18 protein-coding genes and 1 tRNA gene are annotated in these 16,224 nt (G+C 67.9%); 12 read left to right on the forward strand and 7 right to left on the reverse strand.

The genetic code is table 11. The features are described 5' to 3' along the window. The first annotated feature begins 208 nt into the window (after positions 1–208). Positions 209–1,378 carry a cytochrome P450 gene (locus ACQPYY_RS13465; RefSeq protein ID WP_433593986.1) on the forward strand — a complete coding sequence of 390 codons (1,170 nt, stop codon included), beginning with the start codon at positions 209–211 and terminating at the stop codon, positions 1,376–1,378. 261 nt (positions 1,379–1,639) lie between these two features. Further along, positions 1,640–3,421: an alpha/beta fold hydrolase gene (locus ACQPYY_RS13470; RefSeq protein WP_433593987.1), complete on the forward strand. Its 1,782-nt coding sequence runs from the start codon at positions 1,640–1,642 to the stop codon at positions 3,419–3,421. 105 nt (positions 3,422–3,526) lie between these two features. On the opposite strand, the gene ACQPYY_RS13475 is transcribed toward ACQPYY_RS13470, so the two are convergent. After that, positions 3,527–4,942 carry an MFS transporter gene (locus ACQPYY_RS13475; RefSeq protein WP_433593988.1) on the reverse strand — a complete coding sequence of 472 codons (1,416 nt, stop codon included), beginning with the start codon at positions 4,940–4,942 and terminating at the stop codon, positions 3,527–3,529. A 136-nt stretch (positions 4,943–5,078) separates the two neighbouring features. Here ACQPYY_RS13475 and ACQPYY_RS13480 point away from each other — a divergent pair, with 136 nt between their 5' ends. Continuing rightward, a complete protein-coding gene (locus ACQPYY_RS13480; RefSeq protein ID WP_433593989.1) occupies positions 5,079–5,417 on the forward strand; it encodes an STAS domain-containing protein in 339 nt (112 codons plus the stop codon). 4 nt (positions 5,418–5,421) lie between these two features. Here ACQPYY_RS13480 and ACQPYY_RS13485 read toward each other — a convergent pair whose 3' ends face one another. Further along, positions 5,422–6,378 carry an RNA polymerase subunit sigma-70 gene (locus ACQPYY_RS13485; RefSeq protein WP_379097256.1) on the reverse strand — a complete coding sequence of 319 codons (957 nt, stop codon included), beginning with the start codon at positions 6,376–6,378 and terminating at the stop codon, positions 5,422–5,424. Between the two features lie 463 nt (positions 6,379–6,841). Here ACQPYY_RS13485 and ACQPYY_RS13490 point away from each other — a divergent pair, with 463 nt between their 5' ends. Both ACQPYY_RS13490 and ACQPYY_RS13495 read left to right on the forward strand, forming a co-directional pair. Beyond that, entirely contained in the window at positions 6,842–7,129 is a 288-nt protein-coding gene (locus ACQPYY_RS13490) for a hypothetical protein (RefSeq protein WP_433593990.1), read from the forward strand. Positions 7,130–7,223: 94 nt separating this feature from the next. After that, on the forward strand, positions 7,224–7,730 hold the full coding sequence (locus ACQPYY_RS13495) for an STM3941 family protein (protein ID WP_433593991.1): 507 nt from the start codon (positions 7,224–7,226) through the stop codon (positions 7,728–7,730). Here the strand turns inward: ACQPYY_RS13495 and ACQPYY_RS13500 are convergent. Both ACQPYY_RS13500 and ACQPYY_RS13505 read right to left on the reverse strand, forming a co-directional pair. Next, positions 7,718–8,179, reverse strand: a complete 462-nt coding sequence (locus ACQPYY_RS13500) for a MarR family winged helix-turn-helix transcriptional regulator (RefSeq protein ID WP_433593992.1) — start codon at positions 8,177–8,179, stop codon at positions 7,718–7,720. The two genes, ACQPYY_RS13495 and ACQPYY_RS13500, sit on opposite strands and share 13 nt — an antisense overlap. Before the next feature lie 96 nt (positions 8,180–8,275). Beyond that, the gene (locus tag ACQPYY_RS13505) at positions 8,276–8,848 is read right to left on the reverse strand and encodes a hypothetical protein (protein WP_379097268.1); all 573 of its coding nucleotides are present in this window, start codon (positions 8,846–8,848) and stop codon (positions 8,276–8,278) included. A 376-nt stretch (positions 8,849–9,224) separates the two neighbouring features. Between ACQPYY_RS13505 and ACQPYY_RS13510 the strand changes: the two genes are divergently transcribed. From ACQPYY_RS13510 to ACQPYY_RS13525, 4 genes are all read left to right on the forward strand, one after another. After that, positions 9,225–9,662: a hypothetical protein gene (locus ACQPYY_RS13510; protein WP_433593993.1), complete on the forward strand. Its 438-nt coding sequence runs from the start codon at positions 9,225–9,227 to the stop codon at positions 9,660–9,662. Next, the gene (locus ACQPYY_RS13515; protein ID WP_433593994.1) at positions 9,663–10,214 is read left to right on the forward strand and encodes an endonuclease/exonuclease/phosphatase family protein; all 552 of its coding nucleotides are present in this window, start codon (positions 9,663–9,665) and stop codon (positions 10,212–10,214) included. 96 nt (positions 10,215–10,310) lie between these two features. Further along, complete coding sequence (locus ACQPYY_RS13520) at positions 10,311–10,661, forward strand: hypothetical protein (protein ID WP_433593995.1); 351 nt, start codon at positions 10,311–10,313, stop codon at positions 10,659–10,661. After that, on the forward strand, positions 10,553–11,692 hold the full coding sequence (locus ACQPYY_RS13525) for a cytochrome P450 (RefSeq protein ID WP_433593997.1): 1,140 nt from the start codon (positions 10,553–10,555) through the stop codon (positions 11,690–11,692). The genes ACQPYY_RS13520 and ACQPYY_RS13525 overlap by 109 nt, the downstream gene beginning before the upstream one ends. Here the strand turns inward: ACQPYY_RS13525 and ACQPYY_RS13530 are convergent. Both ACQPYY_RS13530 and ACQPYY_RS13535 read right to left on the reverse strand, forming a co-directional pair. Next, positions 11,643–12,599, reverse strand: coding sequence for a terpene synthase family protein (locus ACQPYY_RS13530; protein WP_433593998.1), 957 nt, complete (start codon positions 12,597–12,599; stop codon positions 11,643–11,645). The two genes, ACQPYY_RS13525 and ACQPYY_RS13530, sit on opposite strands and share 50 nt — an antisense overlap. 146 nt (positions 12,600–12,745) lie before the next feature. Further along, positions 12,746–12,970, reverse strand: coding sequence for a hypothetical protein (locus ACQPYY_RS13535; protein ID WP_379097279.1), 225 nt, complete (start codon positions 12,968–12,970; stop codon positions 12,746–12,748). A 338-nt stretch (positions 12,971–13,308) separates the two neighbouring features. Here ACQPYY_RS13535 and ACQPYY_RS13540 point away from each other — a divergent pair, with 338 nt between their 5' ends. Beyond that, positions 13,309–14,508 carry a cytochrome P450 gene (locus ACQPYY_RS13540; RefSeq protein WP_433593999.1) on the forward strand — a complete coding sequence of 400 codons (1,200 nt, stop codon included), beginning with the start codon at positions 13,309–13,311 and terminating at the stop codon, positions 14,506–14,508. 113 nt (positions 14,509–14,621) lie between these two features. Continuing rightward, a tRNA-Val gene (locus ACQPYY_RS13545) sits at positions 14,622–14,693 on the forward strand. 195 nt (positions 14,694–14,888) lie between these two features. Here ACQPYY_RS13545 and ACQPYY_RS13550 read toward each other — a convergent pair. After that, positions 14,889–15,359, reverse strand: coding sequence for a hypothetical protein (locus ACQPYY_RS13550; RefSeq protein ID WP_433594000.1), 471 nt, complete (start codon positions 15,357–15,359; stop codon positions 14,889–14,891). A 255-nt stretch (positions 15,360–15,614) separates the two neighbouring features. Between ACQPYY_RS13550 and ACQPYY_RS13555 the strand changes: the two genes are divergently transcribed. Then, a complete protein-coding gene (locus ACQPYY_RS13555; protein ID WP_433594001.1) occupies positions 15,615–16,217 on the forward strand; it encodes a DUF4822 domain-containing protein in 603 nt (200 codons plus the stop codon). The last annotated feature ends 7 nt before the right edge of the window (positions 16,218–16,224 follow it).

The following is a 16,224-nucleotide window of genomic DNA, read 5'->3' on the forward strand; positions in this document are numbered from 1 at the left end:
CTCGAGGGTCGACACCGAACCGGGCGATAGCCGTGCACGCGGGTGGCACGCGTCGGTAGGGTGACCGTTCTGCGTCCGTCCGGGATGTGCGGTTTACGGCGGCGGGGAGTGTTGTGCACCGCGTGAAGTGAGTTCGATGTCAGAGTCTGTGCCGTTTGTCCGTACCGGGGATGCCGCGCCGGCCGATCCGGGCGGTACCCGGGCACCCATGTACACCCCGGAATTCGCCGCCGACCCGCATCGCGCGTATCGCGAGATGCGGGAGAAGTACGGGGCGCTGGTTCCGGTCGACCTCGCGCCGGGCGTATCGGCCACCCTGGTGGTCGGATATCGCACGGCGGTAAGAATTCTCAACGATCCCGAGCGATTTCCCGCCGATCCGCGGGTGTGGCAGGCCGGGGTGCCCTCCGACTGCCCGGTACTGCCCATGATGCAGTGGCGGCCGAGTTCCCTGCGCACCACCGGGGTCGAACATATGCGGTACCGGCAGGCCAATGCCGCCGCCCTGGCCGGGGTCGACCGATACGGGCTGCAGAGCGTCGTCGAACAGGTCTCGGTCTCGCTGATCAATTCGTTCTGCGCCTCGGGTTCGGCGGATCTGGTGCGCGACTACGCTTTTCCGCTCGCCTTCCAAGTGCTCAACCACCTGCTCGGCTGTCCGGTCGACCTCGCCGGGCAGGCGGCGCAGGGCTTTCGCGCGATCTTCGAGGGCATCGGCGCCGAACAGGGCAACATGCTGTTGGCCGACGCCCTGCACCAGCTGACGGTGCGCAAACGAACCCATCCCGCCAACGACGTCACCACCCGCATGCTCCACCACTCCGCCGAACTGACCGATATCGAGATGGTGCACCAACTGGTCACCCTCTACGGCGCGGGCATCGAACCGCAACAGAATCTGATCGTCAACACCCTGCTCCTGCTCCTGGTGGACGACCGGTTCGCCGGCAGTGCCCTGGGCGGCAGCCTCTCCACTCGCGACGCCCTCGACGAAGTGCTCTTCGACGACCCGCCGATGGCGAACTTCTGCATCAGCTACCCGCCCCGCTCCGTCCTCATCGACGACTGCTGGCTGCCCGCCCACCAACCCGTCGTCATCAGCATGGCGGCCTGCAACACCGACCCCGAGATCCGCAGCGGCCAATCGACCGGCAACAGATCCCACCTGGCCTGGAGCATCGGCCCCCACGCCTGCCCTGCCAGCTCCCTCGCCTACCTGATCGCCCAGGAAGCCGTAGACCAACTCCTCGACGCCCTCCCCGAAATCCGCCTGGCCCTCCCCGCCCCCCAATTATCCTGGCGCCCAGGCCCATTCCACCGAGCCCTCGCCTCCCTCCCCGTCACCTTCACGCCCGCCCCACCCCTCCCCGAAACCTGACCACGCCCGGCCGCGTCGATTCGGCACAACGGGATGTCCCGACTGGTCATCGCGACCAGTCGGTTGAATCCAGTCCATTGTTCGCCGGGGATGCTCGGTGAAATGTGTTCTGCGAGAGCGTGAGTCGCGGTTTGTTTCGCCGGTTCGCCACGCGCTCGTATGGTCCGCTCCTACGATAAATCAGTGCCAGATGCGTTTCCTGGCACAGGTTTTCACCATTTTCATCATGCACGACATGAGTGGAATCGGGGTGTGTCGATAGTGACCGAACCTGTCCAGAACGTAACCAATGAAACCCTGGAAAGTATTGCGGCCAATGGCATGTGGGCCGATGGACTGACCTTCACGCCGGAGGTGGTGCAGGTCGCGCGGGCGCTGCTGGCGGCGGTGCGCGGGGTCGCGCCGGCCGGGGTGCTGCCGCCGGAGTTGCAGGAGGTGGTGGATACCGTCCGGGGTGGCGCCGGGGTGGAGATCACGCAGATTCCCGGGGCCGACGGGGTGCTGTTGTCGGCGTTGACCGTGAAGCTGAACGGGGACGAGCCGCGTCCGGTGGTGGTGGTGCCCGCGGGGTGGAGTCCGCTGGGCTGGCTGCCGTTCGTGTGGACCTATCTGACATTGGCCGTGGCGGGTTATCACGTGCTGGCCTACACGCCGCGCGGTCTCGGCACGCCGGGTGAGGTCACCACGTCGCAGGGGTTCATCGACGTCGCCGGTGAGAAGGACCGGGCCGACGGCCACCGCGTGCTGGACTACGTGCGGGAACTGTTCGGGCCCGGTCCCGTCGGCATGCTCGGCGAGTCCTACGGTTCGGGGCTGAGCCAGTTGATCGCGGCCACCGACCCGGGGGAGCGGGTGTCGGCGGTCGTCGCACTGAGCACCTGGGGCAACCTGGCCACGTCGCTGTACGACAACGGAACCCGGCACCTGGCCGCGATGCAACTGCTGGTCGATTTCACCGGCGGCACGCGCGAGGAGAAGTTCGACCCGGACACCCTCCGGATCCTCGACCTTTTCGAGCGGGGCGAGAACATGGACGAGGTCGTGGCCTGGGGACTGGACCGCTCGCCGGAAACCTTCGTCGAGCTGACCAACTCGCTCGGCATCGCCACGTTCATGTCGAACACCTGGCACGAGACCCTCTTTCCGGTCAACGAAGCGCTCGACACGTTCAACCGGTTGACCGTGCCGAAGCGACTCAACGTGTGGATCGGCAATCACGGGGCACCCGAAGCCGCCGGACTGGTCGGAATCCCATTGGGTTTCCCCTTCCCCGGCCTGCTCACGCCGATGCGAGAAGCGCGTGACTGGTTGGACATTCACCTGCGGGGCATCGACCGCGGCCCATCCGAACCGGTCAGCGATCAGATCATGTTCACCTACCGCACCCAGCCGATCGCCGGTGGCGCGCAACGGATCACCGAGCCCGCGCCACGCGAAGCCAAGCTCGACTGGAGCGAGGTCAGCACCGAAACCGAACGCTGGTACCTCGGTAACGGCGGCGCGGACGGCACCCTCGTGCCGAAGCCGGAAACCGGGTGGACGCGCAGCTTCACCGTCGGCGACAAGGACTCCGCGGCCACCTCGGCCACCGCGGTCGCCGAGTTCCTGAAGACCGGGCAGCGGGAATGCTACGGCAATCCGCAGCTCTATCAGGTCGGGGACTTCGAGCGGGACCGCCTGCTGATCTGGCAGTCCGAAGCGCTGACGGGTGGTCGCCGCGTGCGCGGCATCCCGGCCCTGCGCCTGTCGGTGGGCAGCACGGCCTCGGCGGCCACCCTGGTGGCCTACCTGTTCGATGTGGCCCCCGACGACACGGCCCGGATCATCACCCACGAGCCCTGCACGGTGCTCGAGCTGGGGCCGGGGGAGCAGCGCGTCGTCCGCTGGCGCCTGCAAGGCGCCTGCTATGACATCCCGGACGGGCACCGCCTCGCACTGGTCGTCAACGGCTACGACAAGCTCTACTCCTACAGCCCGCCCGGCACCACCACCATCACCTCACCTGAGTACTCCGAGTCCTACCTGGACCTCGAACTCGGCTGAGCAGTCCCGCCTCTCGCGCGTCCGGTGTGGATCGACGATCCTCGATCCACACCGGACACAGCTCTACTTCTTGCCGGATACCGCGCCGGACCATCAGCCCGAGAATTAGAGCGCCTCCACCACGACGGGCGCGGTTGTGCGAGCAGAGCGTTCGGCGCGGCGCACCACGGCGACCGCGGTCACGACCGCGACGACGCTGAACCCGGCCGCCACCAGCGAGCCGCGCTGGAATCCCGCCGTCACTGCCGCGGCCGGGCCGGTCGACACGCTGCGGCCCACCGCGATCGCCACTGCCGCCACGATGGCGATACCGAGCGACCCGCCGATTTCGCGCGCCGTCTCCACCATGCCGCCCGCCAAACCGCTGACCTTCTCCGGGATTCCGATGAACGCGGCGACCTGGAGCGAGGTCTGGGACAGCCCGATGCCGATTCCGACGGCGACGAAGCCGGGGAACAGATCCGGCCAGTACGCGGCATGCGCCGGTATCCGGGCGAGCCACAGCAGCCCGGCCGCCGCGATCCCCTGCGCCAGCGCCAGCGACCATCCCGCACCGAGTCGAGTGAGCGCGACGGGTGCGATGCCCGCCGCGGCCCCCACGGCGGTCACCGCGATCGCGAGATAGGCGAGCCCGGTGCGCAGGGCCGAGTATCCGAGCGCCTGCTGCATGAGCAGCGAGGCCTGGAAGATGGTGGCGAAGAAGGCGGCGAACACCAGTGCCGCAACGAGATTCGCGGCATTCAAGGTCGGACGCCGGAACATCGACAGCGGCACCAGCGGCGACGCGGATCGAGCTTCGATGGCGGCGAACGCGGCCAGCAGCGCGCACCCGGCGATCAGGAAGCCCAGCGTCGTGGCCGAGGTCCAGCCGTGATCCACGCTCTTGTTGATGGCGTACACGAACGCGGTGAGCCCGGCGGTCACCGTGACCGCCCCGGCGATGTCGAACGGTCCCCGGTGGATCTTCCGGTCGGCGGGGACATATCTCGGGATCAGCGCGACCATGCCGGCCACGATCGGAACATTGATGAAGAAGATCCACTGCCAGCCCGGGCCCGCGGTGAGCGCGCCGCTCAGCACCACCCCGACCGAGGCGGCACTGCCGCCGGCGGCGCCGAACACGCCGAGCGCCTTGTTTCGGGAGGCCCCTTCGGGGAAGGTCGCGACGACCACCGCCAGGGCGGCCGGAGCGGCGAGTGCCGCGCCCACACCCTGTACCGCGCGTGAGGCGACCAGCGGGGCGAACGATCCGGACAGCCCGGCGGTGAGCGAGGCGCCCGCGAACAGTGCCAGACCCGTCCGCAGGATCCGGCGCCGGCCCAGCAGGTCACCGGCGCGGCCGCCGAGCAGGAGCAGGCCGCCGAGCAGCAGCCCGTAGGTGATGACCACCCATTGCAGATCACCGGCGGCCAGGCCGAGATCGGATTGGATGGACGGCAGCGCGACATTCACGATCGCGATATCGAGGGTGACGATGAATTGGGCGCCGCACATCAATGCGAGGATCGCTCCCGGCTTCATGGCGGTAGGCGGCCGCATCGGTGGTGCGGATTGCCCTACTGGGGAATGTGTTTCGTTGACCATGCTCCTGACAACCGGCCGGACGCCGGAAACTCGTCGCGGCAGTGTGCTCGGTCCGCGACGAGTTTCCGAGGCCGTGACGGTGGTGCACGGTATGTACTTCGAACAGGCATCGCCGTCCGGTGGCGGCATCGTGGTGCTGGCCGGCGAGCCCGATGCGGGCCACACCGCCGCGTGGTGTGCCCGCGTCAGCGCCCTGCGCGCCGACGGGCACCGCGCGATTCTGTGTGATGTGCGCGCACTTTCGGGTTGCGCGTCGGCGGTGGTGCAGGCGCTGGCACGAATCGCCCTGACGGCCAGGCGCTCCGGATGCCGGTGCGTGCTCGTGGGTGCGGACGATCGCCTGCTGATCCTGCTCGACCTGGCGGGACTGAGCGCGGTGTTCGACACCGCCGCGCCCGACTGCGGTGGGTGAACCATCAGTCCAGCTGGTGCGGTAACCCGAAGGCCCCGAACAGTTCCGGTTGCAGGAAGGTGTGCAACCGCGCGATCTCACCGCCCGAGCATTCCAGCACCTGAATGGCGAAGGCGGTCATCCGCCCGTCGGTCTCCCGGTACAGTGCGGCGGCGGGACACCCGTTGGCCTGGATCGGAATCAATCGCTTGCGACGGCATCCGATATCGGTTCCGATCAGCCAGCGGCGGAACGATTCCCGGCCGAACAGCCAGAACGCGACCGGCGGCATGTCGATGATCGCGTCGTCGCGCAGCAGCGACACGATACCGGCGATGTCGAATCGCTCGAAGGCGGCGACATAGCGTTCGAGTAGACCGGTGTCGATCGGATCGAGCGGCCGCGCGCCGCCGGCTCGCTGTGCCTGCGCCAGTGCCGCCCGGGCCCGGCGCAGCATGCTGTTGACGGCGTCGACGCTGAGATCCAGCAGTTCGGCCACCTCGGCGGCCCGCCAGCACAGTACGTCCCGCAGGATCAGGACGGCGCGCTGGCGCGGCAGCAGATACTGCAGGGCGGCGACGAAAGCGAGCCGGACCGACTCGTTCGACACGGCCTGCTCGGACGGATCGACGGTCGGGCTGCTCGGGAACGGCTGCACCCAGGTCGACTCCGGCAGCGGGGCGCCCAGCTCGCCGCGCGGGTCGGCCGCGGCGACCAGATCCATCGGCAGCGCCCGCCGCCGCCGGTCGGCGCTCGCGTCGATGCAGACGTTGGTGGCGATGCGGTAGGTCCACGGCCGCAGGCCCGCCGGATCGTTGAGCCGGGCCGCGGACCGCCACGCTCGCATCATCGTCTCCTGCACCGCGTCCTCGGCCTCCAGCACCGAGCCGAGCATGCGATAGCAGTAGGCGAGCAGGGCCGGTCGCAGCTCGGCCAGCGCATGCTCGACCGCGGGCGCGGCGAGGTCAGACGTCTGGTTCATGCGATTCTCCTCGCGGTCCGGGTGCCCGCGTCCTCGCACGGAACACCTTCGACAGATATGACCGCGCCGGCCGCCGAAATTCGTCGCGGTTCCGAGAACGCATCTGTGAGGGCGGACGGACGGGTCGGACGGATTGCTCAGCGCCGCGGGCGTCGGCCTGCTCGACGCGGTCCTCGTTGTCGGCGAGGTTCCGCAGGCGTCGCATCTCCTGGACGCCGAGCCATTATGCGCTGCCCGTGGTGACGAACATGGTGATGATCCGGTCCAGGAGACTCACAAGTCACCACCCGCGGCGAGCCGGTCGGATCGAACGGAAGCGTCGCGCGTCGAGACGACGTGACGGCAGGACGGTTCGAAGAGCGCATAGTCCAGCCTGTCGCCCTTAGAATTGTGGTCGTTTCACCCGTTGTCTCGGCGACTACTGTTGCGGCTCTATGGTTTTCGCAACGAAAGATGGATCTGTATGACGCACGTTCTGGTGAAATCGGCCGTGGCGGTGGGCTTCTCCGGTGGTCTCCTGCTCTCGGGGCTGGGAGCGGCTGCCGCGAACGTGCCGACCGGCGCGCCCATCGCCGACGCGGGATCGGCCACGCTCGCGCAGACCGGGTTCGGCACCGGCTCGGCGGGACTGGATCTGGCGACGGCGATGCTGCTCTGCAAGCTGACCGGTGGTGACTACCGGCTCTCGATCGGCATGTTGACCGGGCCCAGCGGCTGCCTCGGCGGGCTGCTCGGGATTCCGAAGCTCTAGTAGCGACCCGGCGTGGGATGCGCTCGGTTTCTCCCGGCGGTGCGGGTGACGCATACTGACGCCGTAGCGGTGAGGGCTAGTCAGGTGGAGTGTGGTGACTGAATCCGACGGGCGGGGCGGAAAGCTGGAGACGACAACGGTTTACAAGTCGTCGATACTGCGCACGCTGCTGCTGGCGGCGGGGGCGGGGTTCTTCGTCCTGGTGGGGTGCGTGCTCATGCTGACCACCGAGGCGAGCTCGATGGTCGTGGGCGCGATGGCGTTCGTGTTCTTCGGCTCGTGCTGGGTGCTGCTGGTGCTGCAACTGCCGCGGCGGAAGCCGGAGCTGGTCATCACCGATCGGGGCTTCACGCATCGCCGGCTCGGGTCGGTCGACTGGGCCGACGTCGACCGGGTGCAGGTGTCGAGCATCGGCGGGCAGCCGTTCGTCGATGTGGCGCTCCGGGATCCGGCGGCGTTCCTGGCCCGCTCCTCGCCGCTGATCCGAGTGCTCGGGCGGCTGAATCAGGGCCTCGGCTTCAGTCCGGCGGTGTTCTCCACGCAGACGATGCCGGCCTCGCCGCACGAGGTCGTCGCGGCCATGCGCCATCACCGCGGGTAGGGATCCATATCGCGCAGCCGTTCCCGGTGAATGCGCTGCAGTTCGCCGACCCGGCAGAGGAATCCCGCGATCAGTTCGAGTTCGTCGGGGTCATACCAGTTCAGCATCATCTTGAAGCTCTCCTCGGCCAGCGGGCGGATGAGCTCGCGCACGCGGCGCGTGGTCAGATCGGTGGCGACCACGATCACCCGACGGCGATCGGTGGGGTGCAGTGAGCGCGTGACATAGCCCTGCTTCTCCAGCCGGTTGAGCAGGACGGTGGCGCCCGCGGCGGTCAGACCGAGCCGTTCGGCCAGCATGCCCGGTGTCGTCGACCGTCCGCCGACGAGGACGATTTCCAGTGCGCGCCGGTCGGTCTCGTTCACCCCCAGCAGCCGGAGCAGTTCACGCGCCAGATCCTCGACCGTTCCGTGGTAGAGCTCCAGGGCTTTTCGGAGCTCCACTGCCATCCGAGCGGGTTCGGTGGACAATACAGGGACCCCATCCGATGGGCGGAACCTGAACCGGGCTGGTGGACACAGCCCGGTCCAGGCATTCTTGCGGACTCAGCTGACGGTCGTGGTGGTCAGCGTCGGGGACGGGTTCGGGTAGCACGACGTCGCGACATTGCCGATGAACGCCACCTTGGTCGTCATGGTCATGCCCGGGTTGGCGAAACTGGTCCCCGCGTACTTGCTGGTGATCGGGGTGCCCGGGCTGCCGGCCGTGACATTGATGGTCACCGCCGGCGGGGTGAAGCTGGTGCCGCCCGCGATCGGGCCCGGCACGGTCAGAACGACATTCCCGCCCGAGGTGGACACGGTGCCGGCCACGGTGCCGCCGGAAGCGGTGGCCGAGACCAGCGTCGAGTTCGCCGGGGTCGGGAAGGTCATCTTCAGGTTGCTGATGTTCGTCACGGAGAAGCCCGAGGCCGAACTGGGGACCGTGGAGGAGCCCGGGGTGAGGGTGATGGCCACGGCCGATCCCGACGCCGCCGAGCCCGGCGCGGTGCCGGTGACCGTGGTGGTCATGCTCGAGGTCTGGCCGATGCCGAAGATCGTGCCCTGGCAGCTCCAGTTCACGGTGACGGGCGCCGCATTCGCGGGCGCGGCCAAACAGAAAACAGTGGCCAGGGCCACCGGAGAAACAATACCGGCGCGAAGCAGTGTGGAGGCGGTCGTTCTCATAACTAACTCCCGAAATAGTGAAGCAACAGCGCGTTCCCGGTGGGGTGTGCCGCAACTTCAGGGGTTTGAAATGTAACCTGTTCGCATCATGCGGCGGCTGGAATTCGAAATAACGGTTTGGTATCGATGGCCGGTCAGGAGGTAGTTCTGGCAGATCGTTAACTGCAATTAGATATTTACGGTGGAAAGTTAATTTCATCAAGACTTCGATGCCATTCGATCGAACTCGGCGAGTATCCGGCAACAATCTTTATTGTCGTAAATAGGGGCGGTTTTCGTGGATCGGACCGGCATCGCGTAGCGTGATCGGCGAATAGGGGAGGGCTGAATGGTCAACGCGTTAGGGCAGCAGCAGGCTGCCGTCGAGCCGATCGCACGCCGCCGCGGCCTGCTCCGGTGGGTGCTGCCGGTACTCGGCTGGCTACTGCTCGCCGCGGGCGCGGCCGGGATCGGGCTGCACTACAACTCGCGGGTGTGGGAACCGGCCGTGCTGGCGGCGTCGTTCGCGTCGTACCTGATGGTCGGCGCGCTGGTCGCGGTCGTGGTGCTCGGACTGGCCCGCCGGTGGGTGAGCGCCGCGGTGGCCGTGCTGGTGTCGGCCGCCGCGCTGTGGTCGCACGCGCCGATGCTGTGGCCGGACGGGAGTGCCCCGCCCGGTACGGATCTGGTGATGATGCAGTCGAATCTGTTTCTCGGCCACGGGTCGGCCGAAGCGGTGGTACAGGCGGTGCGTGAGCGCTCGGTCGAGGTCCTGACCCTCGAGTAGTTGACCCCGGAACTTCTGGGCAAGCTGGACGCCGCCGGACTGGCCGACCTGCTGCCCCACCGATTCACCGCGCCCTCCGGCGGCGGGCAGGGGACCGGCATCTTCAGCCGCTACCCCTTGGAGGACGGCGTCAAGTTCGACGGCTTCTGGCTGAACAATCTGCGCGCCACCATGATTCACCCCGGCCGCGGCCCGGTATCGGTCTTCGCTGTCCACCCGATCCCGCCGCTCCTCAACGCCGGGGTGTGGGCGGACGAACTCGGCAAGATCCGCGACATCCTCGGCCAGGCGACCGGCCCGGTCGTGGTCGGCGGCGACTTCAACTCCACCTACGACCACGCCGCCTACCGAAACCTGGTGAGCGGCCGCTACGCCGACTCCGCCGAACTCCTCGGCGTCGGCGCCCTGCCGACCTGGCCGACCGACCGCTGGTGGGGACCGGTGATCGGCATCGATCGCATCCTCGTCGCCGACGGTCACGCGGTCGCGCTGTCCTCGCACACGATTCCGGACACCGATCATCGTGCGGTGATCGCGCGACTTCGCGTCTGACACGAGCGCCCGGCGTTCCGGCGATTCCCGGTGTGGGCGCAAATCCCCAGCGTAGAATCATCTTTCGGAGTGCCTCCGCCAATCCTGGGAGTCGCCATGACATTCCCGTCGGGGATTGCCGCTGCTCCGAATCGACTGCCGCTGCTGGGCCACATGGTGTCGCTGCTGCGTGATCCACTCGGATTCCTGAGTTCGCTGCCCGCACACGGGGATCTCGTGCGGATCGGGCTCGGCCCGGTCGACGCGGTGGCGGTCTGCGATCCGGGTCTGACCCAGGAACTGTTGCGGCGGGACCGGGTCTTCGACAAGGGCGGCCCCTGCTGGATCGGGTCCGCGAGGTGCTCGGCGACGGGTTGGTCACCTGCCCGTACTCCTCGCACCGCCGACATCGGCGACTGGTGCAGCCCGCTTTTCATCCGAGCCGGACCGCCGACTACGCGGCGGTGATGAGCCGATGCATCGGCGAGATGGTCGAATCCTGGGACGACGGCCAGAAGCTCGACATGAAAGCCGAACTCCACGCGATGACCTCGGCGGTGACGGCGGCGACCCTGTTCACCCACTCCGTCCCGCGGCCGGTCCTGCGGCAGATGCTGCGGGATGTCGATGACGTCGTGCGAATGCTGATGGCGCGGACCCTGCTACCGGCTCCGCTGCTGACATGGCCGACAGCGGGCAATCGGGCCTACGAACGCGCGATCACCGATCTGCGGGCGGCGCTGGCCGAGATCATCACCGCGCGTCGGCGGGCGGGTGCCGATCAGGGGGATCTGCTCTCCGCGTTGATCGCCGCGCAGGACGAGTACGGGGGCGGGCTCAGCGACCTCGAGATCAGCGACCAGGTCATCACCTTCTTCGTGGCGGGCACCGAAACCACGGCGACCGCGCTCGCGTGGGCGCTGAGTCTGCTCGACGCGCACCCCGATATCGCGGAACAGCAAAGGGCGGAGGTCGATTCAGTGCTGGCCGGACGGACCGCCGGCTATGGCGACCTGCCCCGCTTGCCGATCACGGGCCGGGTCATCACCGAGACCTTGCGGCTGCGTCCGCCGGTCTGGTTCGTGACCCGCACCGTGCGGGAGGACACCGAACTCGGCGGTCAGACGCTGGCCGCGGGTACCACGGTGCTGTACAGCGCCTTCACCATTCAGCAGCGGGCGGAGCTGTATCCCGACCCCGAGCTGTTCGACCCGGATCGATGGGCGACCGCCGGAAGGTCCACGGCGCGCGGCGGTTTCCTGGCCTTCGCGGGCGGCGCTCGCAAATGCATCGGTGAGGACTTCGCCATGACCGAGATGACGCTGGCCCTGGCGTCCATCACCGCCCGCTGGCGACTGCATGCCCTGCCCGGGACCGATCCACGACCGGCGCTGTCGGCGACCTTGCAACCCCGGGGGCTGCGGATGCGCGTCAACTCCGCGGTCTCGGCTACTCCTGAACGCCGAAGGGAAGCCGAGAATACCGACCGGACTTCATGATCCAGGCGATGTGGCCGCTGACCCAGTCGCAGACACCACGACTGAACTCCGCTGCCGGAGTTTCCGGGAACTCCGCGAATCGCGCCGACTCGGCCAGGAGCGTGTGCATCCGGGAATCCCGGAATTCCAGCACCCGGGCGGTGGCGACGGCGATATCGGGCGTGCCGTGCAGGGCCGCCGCGGTGATCCCGTTGATCGGAAACTCTTCGCCAGGACCGCTTTCCCGCGCGTAGGACAACAGATCGTTGTCGAGGTCGGCGAGATCGGCGGCAGCTTTCACCAGCTCGGTCATCCGGTCGCCGCACATGACCTCCGCCGGGACCTCGCGGCCCAGACTGATGTCGGTCAGCATGAGGCAGGCGATATTCGCACCGCCCAGCCTGCGCAGATGGACGTACGAGTTCAGCGGCGGCAGGGATCTGGCCTGTCGCCGCCCCGCCTCCCAGAGTTTGGTGAGCAGGTACTTCTCGGTGTCATCCGCCCAGCGGCGGCGCTGGACCGGGGAGCCTGCCGCCGCGACCCGGCCGTTCAGGTCGCGCAGCGCTCGCGCGACCGGCAGTGTGGGGTTGTCCGCCGGGGATTCCAGCACATGGACGAGGTCGCCGATGCTCGCGCTGAATTCGACGGGGTCGCTCCCGATTCGGTTCGCGTCGCAGTACAGATCGTCGAACGCGAACAGCCAGGTGATGAAGTCGGTCGCCAGCTGCGTGCCCTCGCGGGTTCCCCGGGGATAGGTGTAGGACCCCAGCGCGGCCGGTGCGCCCGAACGGAATTCGGCTCGCCGGTGCGGCGGCATCACGTCGTGCGCGTCGAGCCAGGCCATGCTCTCGGCTTCGATCGGTGTCAGCAGCGGATGCACCGAACTCTCCAGTGGACACCACAATTCCCGATCGCCGACGGCCGTCATCGCGGACTCCCCACAGACTGGACGGGCAGTTCGAATGCCAGTCGCACTCATGATCCACGATCGGCGCCCCACCGGCAGGTGAAATGGCGACGCCGACAGGCGAAATGGCCGGTCCGTCAGATGGACCGGCCATTCGCGTCACCGGGTCAGCGATGCTGAAGCTTGCGCTTCATCTCCTTGTCCAGGCCCTGTGCGTCCGACCGTGCCTGCTGGGCTTCCCGTTTGACGCCGGCGCCCAGGCGGTCCATGTCGCGCCGGGCGTCGTCGGCCATCTGGTCCATGTCGGATTCCATGCGCTGGGCCTGGCCCTTCATGCCCTTCTTGGCCTTGTCGGCGATCTGGCTGGGTTTTCGGCCGTGCTTGCTAGACATTCCAACCTCCGAATAGGTAGGTCTGGGGTCCGAACTGAAGGAAAAGGGACGCGTCCGCGTCCGCCGAATCTCCGAGCGCTGTCGACCGGCGTTCACCAACCGGGCGGGAACGCCGACAGCCGGGAAATCGCAGCAATTGTTGAGCAACAATTGCGCCTCGTAGAGCCTGCCCCTGCGGACCGCCGCTGTCAATCACTTTCCCGAAATCGGTCCCTGAGCGCGGGGTCGTCGAAACCGTGCACGCCGATGCGGTCGCGTCGGTAAGGTGGCTCTTCCGCGTCCGGGATGTGTGCTGTTCGGCGGCGGTGGAGTGTTGCGTACCGTGTGAAGTGGGTTCGATGTCAGAGCAAGTCGGTACGCGCGTACCGATGTATACCCCCGAGTTCGCCGCCGACCCGCACCGGGTCTATCGCGAGATGCGGGAACAGTACGGGTCTTTGGTTCCGGTGGAGCTCGCGCCGGGGGTGCCGGCCACACTGGTGGTCGGATATCGCACGGCGGTAAGGATTCTCAACGATCCCGAACGGTTCCCCGCCGACCCGCGGGCCTGGCAGGCGGGCGTGCCCGCGGACTGCCCGGTGCTGCCGATGATGCAGTGGCGGCCGAATGCGTTGCGCAACGCGGGATCCGAGCACGCGCGGTATCGGCAGACCAATACCGCCGGGCTCACCGGCATCGACCACTACGGGTTGCAGGGCACCGTCGAGCGGGTCGCGGTGTCGCTGATCAACTCGTTCTGCGCGGCCGGGTCCGCGGATCTGGTGCGCGACTACGCATTTCCGCTGGCCTTCCAGGTGCTCAACACCCTGCTCGGGTGCCCGGTCGAGATCGCGGCTCAGGCGGCCGAGGGAATGCGCGCCATCTTCGAGGGCGTCGGCGCCGAACACGGCAACACACTGCTCATCGGCGCCCTGCTGCGGCTGACCCAGCACAAGCGCGCCCACCCGGCCCACGACGTCACCACCCGCATGCTGCGCCACCCCGCCGGCCTCACCGACACCGAGATGGTGCACCAGCTGGCCACCCTCTACGGCGCGGGCATCGAGCCGCAACAGAACCTGATCGTCAACACCCTGGTCCTGCTGCTCCTCGACGACCGCTTCCGCGGCAGCGCCCTCGGCGGCAGCCTCTCCACCCGCGACGCCCTCGACGAAGTCCTCTTCAACGACCCGCCGATGGCCAACTTCTGCATCAGCTTCCCGCCCCAGCAGGTCCTCATCGACGACACCTGGCTCCCACCCGACCAGCCGGTCGTGATCTCCATGGCCGCCTGCAACACCGACCCCACCATCCGCGGCGCCGGGTTCTCCGGCAACCGCTCCCACCTCGCGTGGGGCGTCGGCCCCCACGCCTGCCCCGCCAGCTCCCTCGCCTACCTCATCGCCCAGGAAGCCGTCGACCAACTCCTCGACGCCCTCCCCGAACTCCACCTGGCCATCCCCGCCCCCGAATTGTCCTGGCGCCCAGGCCCCTTCCACCGCGCCCTGCTCGCCCTCCCCGTCACCTTCACCCCCACCCCACCCCTCCCCGAACGCTGACGTCCCCCGCCGCCCGGGCGTCGATTTGGCAAACGGGCGGGGTAACGCGCTAGTGTTGTCTCACTCCGGCACGGGAAACCCCGAGCCGGACAGCCGCTTCGGCGGCGAGACCCGGTTCTATAGCTCAGCGGGAGAGCACTCGCTTCACACGCGAGGGGTCGCTGGTTCGATCCCAGCTAGAACCACAGAGAAACGGCCGGTCATCGCAGGTTTGCGATGACCGGCCGTTTTTCGTGCAATATACGTGCAATATCGTGGTCGGGATGCGCGGGCCGCGGCCATCGGGCTGCAGCCGGTGCCGCTGTGTGGCATGAGAATTCCCGGCCACCGTCGGGATGCGACATGAGTCCGGCGACCGGCCCACCGTCCCGGCTGGTCGGTCAGAGTTGGGTGTGCCCGGAGCCGGTGAGAATGATCAGCGGCATCATCAGGGTGCCGAGGATGTCGTTTGCGGTGCATTGGGCCGAGGCGCTGGAGCTGCCGGTCGGCTGGCTGCCGCAGTTCTGCACCGTCATGGACTTGGTCGACGAACCCTGTGTGGCGGTGAGGCTGTAGACGCCTTCGGGAAGCTTCGAGCGATAGACGTACTGGATGATCCCGGTACCGGCCTTGGATCCGGCTTGTGGGGTGAACGTGCCGACGTTCTGCCCGTCCAGGGTGACCGTGACCGGCGCCAGCGCGTCCGCGCCGCTGGTGGCCACGAAGATTGTGCAGGTATTGCCTGCCCCCTCACATCCTCCGATGCCGGTGTCGATCTGGGTCAGATTCACATTGTCGACCGCGGCCGACGCCGATGCCGCCGCGACGACCGGTATCGCCAGCGTGGCCACCGTGAGGGCGGCCCAACTCATTTGCCTCATCTGTACTTTCCCGTTGACGTTGACGTTGACGTTGTCGTTACCGGCACCGGAGTGCCGCTCCGACGGTAACCGCGTAGCGAGACCCCGCGCGTACGAATCGAAAAGCTGGTATTTCAGTATGTCCCGCGCTTCGCGTCCCAGCGTCCGCGCTGCTGTCCAGGCGTTCGAGCGTCAACTCATCAGCGCGTGCAGGTGTAGCCGATCGGTTGGTGTGGGAGTCGCGGCCCGATTCGTAGCGTTGAACAGGTGGACATCACCTCGCTGATCTCCCGCCGCACCGCAGTCGCCGTCTCCACCCTCGTGGTCGCCACGGTGGGTGTTCTGCCCGCCGCCGCCTTCGCCGCTCCGGAGGCTCCGGGCATCGCCGCGGTCGCCCCGGACGAGGATTCGCCGTCCGCCGTGCTGGCCTCCACCCCGTGGAAGACCACCGGCGCCCTGGACCGGAACGGCAACCGCGTCGCCCTGGACAACCCGGCCGTGTCGAACTTCGTGGGCTGGGCCTACTTCAAGGCCGACGGCACGTTCACCATGTACAACCTCGACGACACCCCGAAGATGCACGGCGACTGGACCGTCGCCCCCGATGGCTCGTCCCGCTGGATCGCCGCCAAGAACGACGCCGGCGACGTCCTCTTCACCCGCGTCGTCCCCATCATCCAGCTCGACAAGCACGCCTTCACCTACCGCGTCACCCCCAACGCCGCCGACCCGAGCGTCTACTACGACATCGTCCACACCCCCACCAACCACGCCGAGCCGGGCACCGACGACCGTGGCCCGGGTGCGCACGGCACCCAGGGCAACCAGGGCGAGGGCGGCTACCACCACAACAACGGCAACCAGCACTGACCTGCGG

Source organism: Nocardia sp. CA-145437, assembly GCF_050956485.1.
In the GTDB taxonomy this organism is placed as follows: Bacteria; Actinomycetota; Actinomycetes; order Mycobacteriales; family Mycobacteriaceae; genus Nocardia.

Bases quoted from the DNA above. Each gene is read 5' to 3' on its own strand.
- ACQPYY_RS13465 (WP_433593986.1), top strand. From the start codon at position 209: ATGTACACCCCGGAATTCGCCGCCGACCCGCATCGCGCGTATCGCGAG.
- ACQPYY_RS13475 (WP_433593988.1), bottom strand. From the start codon at position 4,942: ATGAAGCCGGGAGCGATCCTCGCATTGATGTGCGGCGCCCAATTCATC.
- ACQPYY_RS13485 (WP_379097256.1), bottom strand. From the start codon at position 6,378: ATGAACCAGACGTCTGACCTCGCCGCGCCCGCGGTCGAGCATGCGCTG.
- ACQPYY_RS13490 (WP_433593990.1), top strand. From the start codon at position 6,842: ATGACGCACGTTCTGGTGAAATCGGCCGTGGCGGTGGGCTTCTCCGGT.
- ACQPYY_RS13500 (WP_433593992.1), bottom strand. From the start codon at position 8,179: ATGGCAGTGGAGCTCCGAAAAGCCCTGGAGCTCTACCACGGAACGGTC.
- ACQPYY_RS13510 (WP_433593993.1), top strand. From the start codon at position 9,225: ATGGTCAACGCGTTAGGGCAGCAGCAGGCTGCCGTCGAGCCGATCGCA.
- ACQPYY_RS13520 (WP_433593995.1), top strand. From the start codon at position 10,311: ATGACATTCCCGTCGGGGATTGCCGCTGCTCCGAATCGACTGCCGCTG.
- ACQPYY_RS13530 (WP_433593998.1), bottom strand. From the start codon at position 12,599: ATGACGGCCGTCGGCGATCGGGAATTGTGGTGTCCACTGGAGAGTTCG.
- ACQPYY_RS13535 (WP_379097279.1), bottom strand. From the start codon at position 12,970: ATGTCTAGCAAGCACGGCCGAAAACCCAGCCAGATCGCCGACAAGGCC.
- ACQPYY_RS13540 (WP_433593999.1), top strand. From the start codon at position 13,309: ATGTCAGAGCAAGTCGGTACGCGCGTACCGATGTATACCCCCGAGTTC.
- ACQPYY_RS13550 (WP_433594000.1), bottom strand. From the start codon at position 15,359: ATGAGTTGGGCCGCCCTCACGGTGGCCACGCTGGCGATACCGGTCGTC.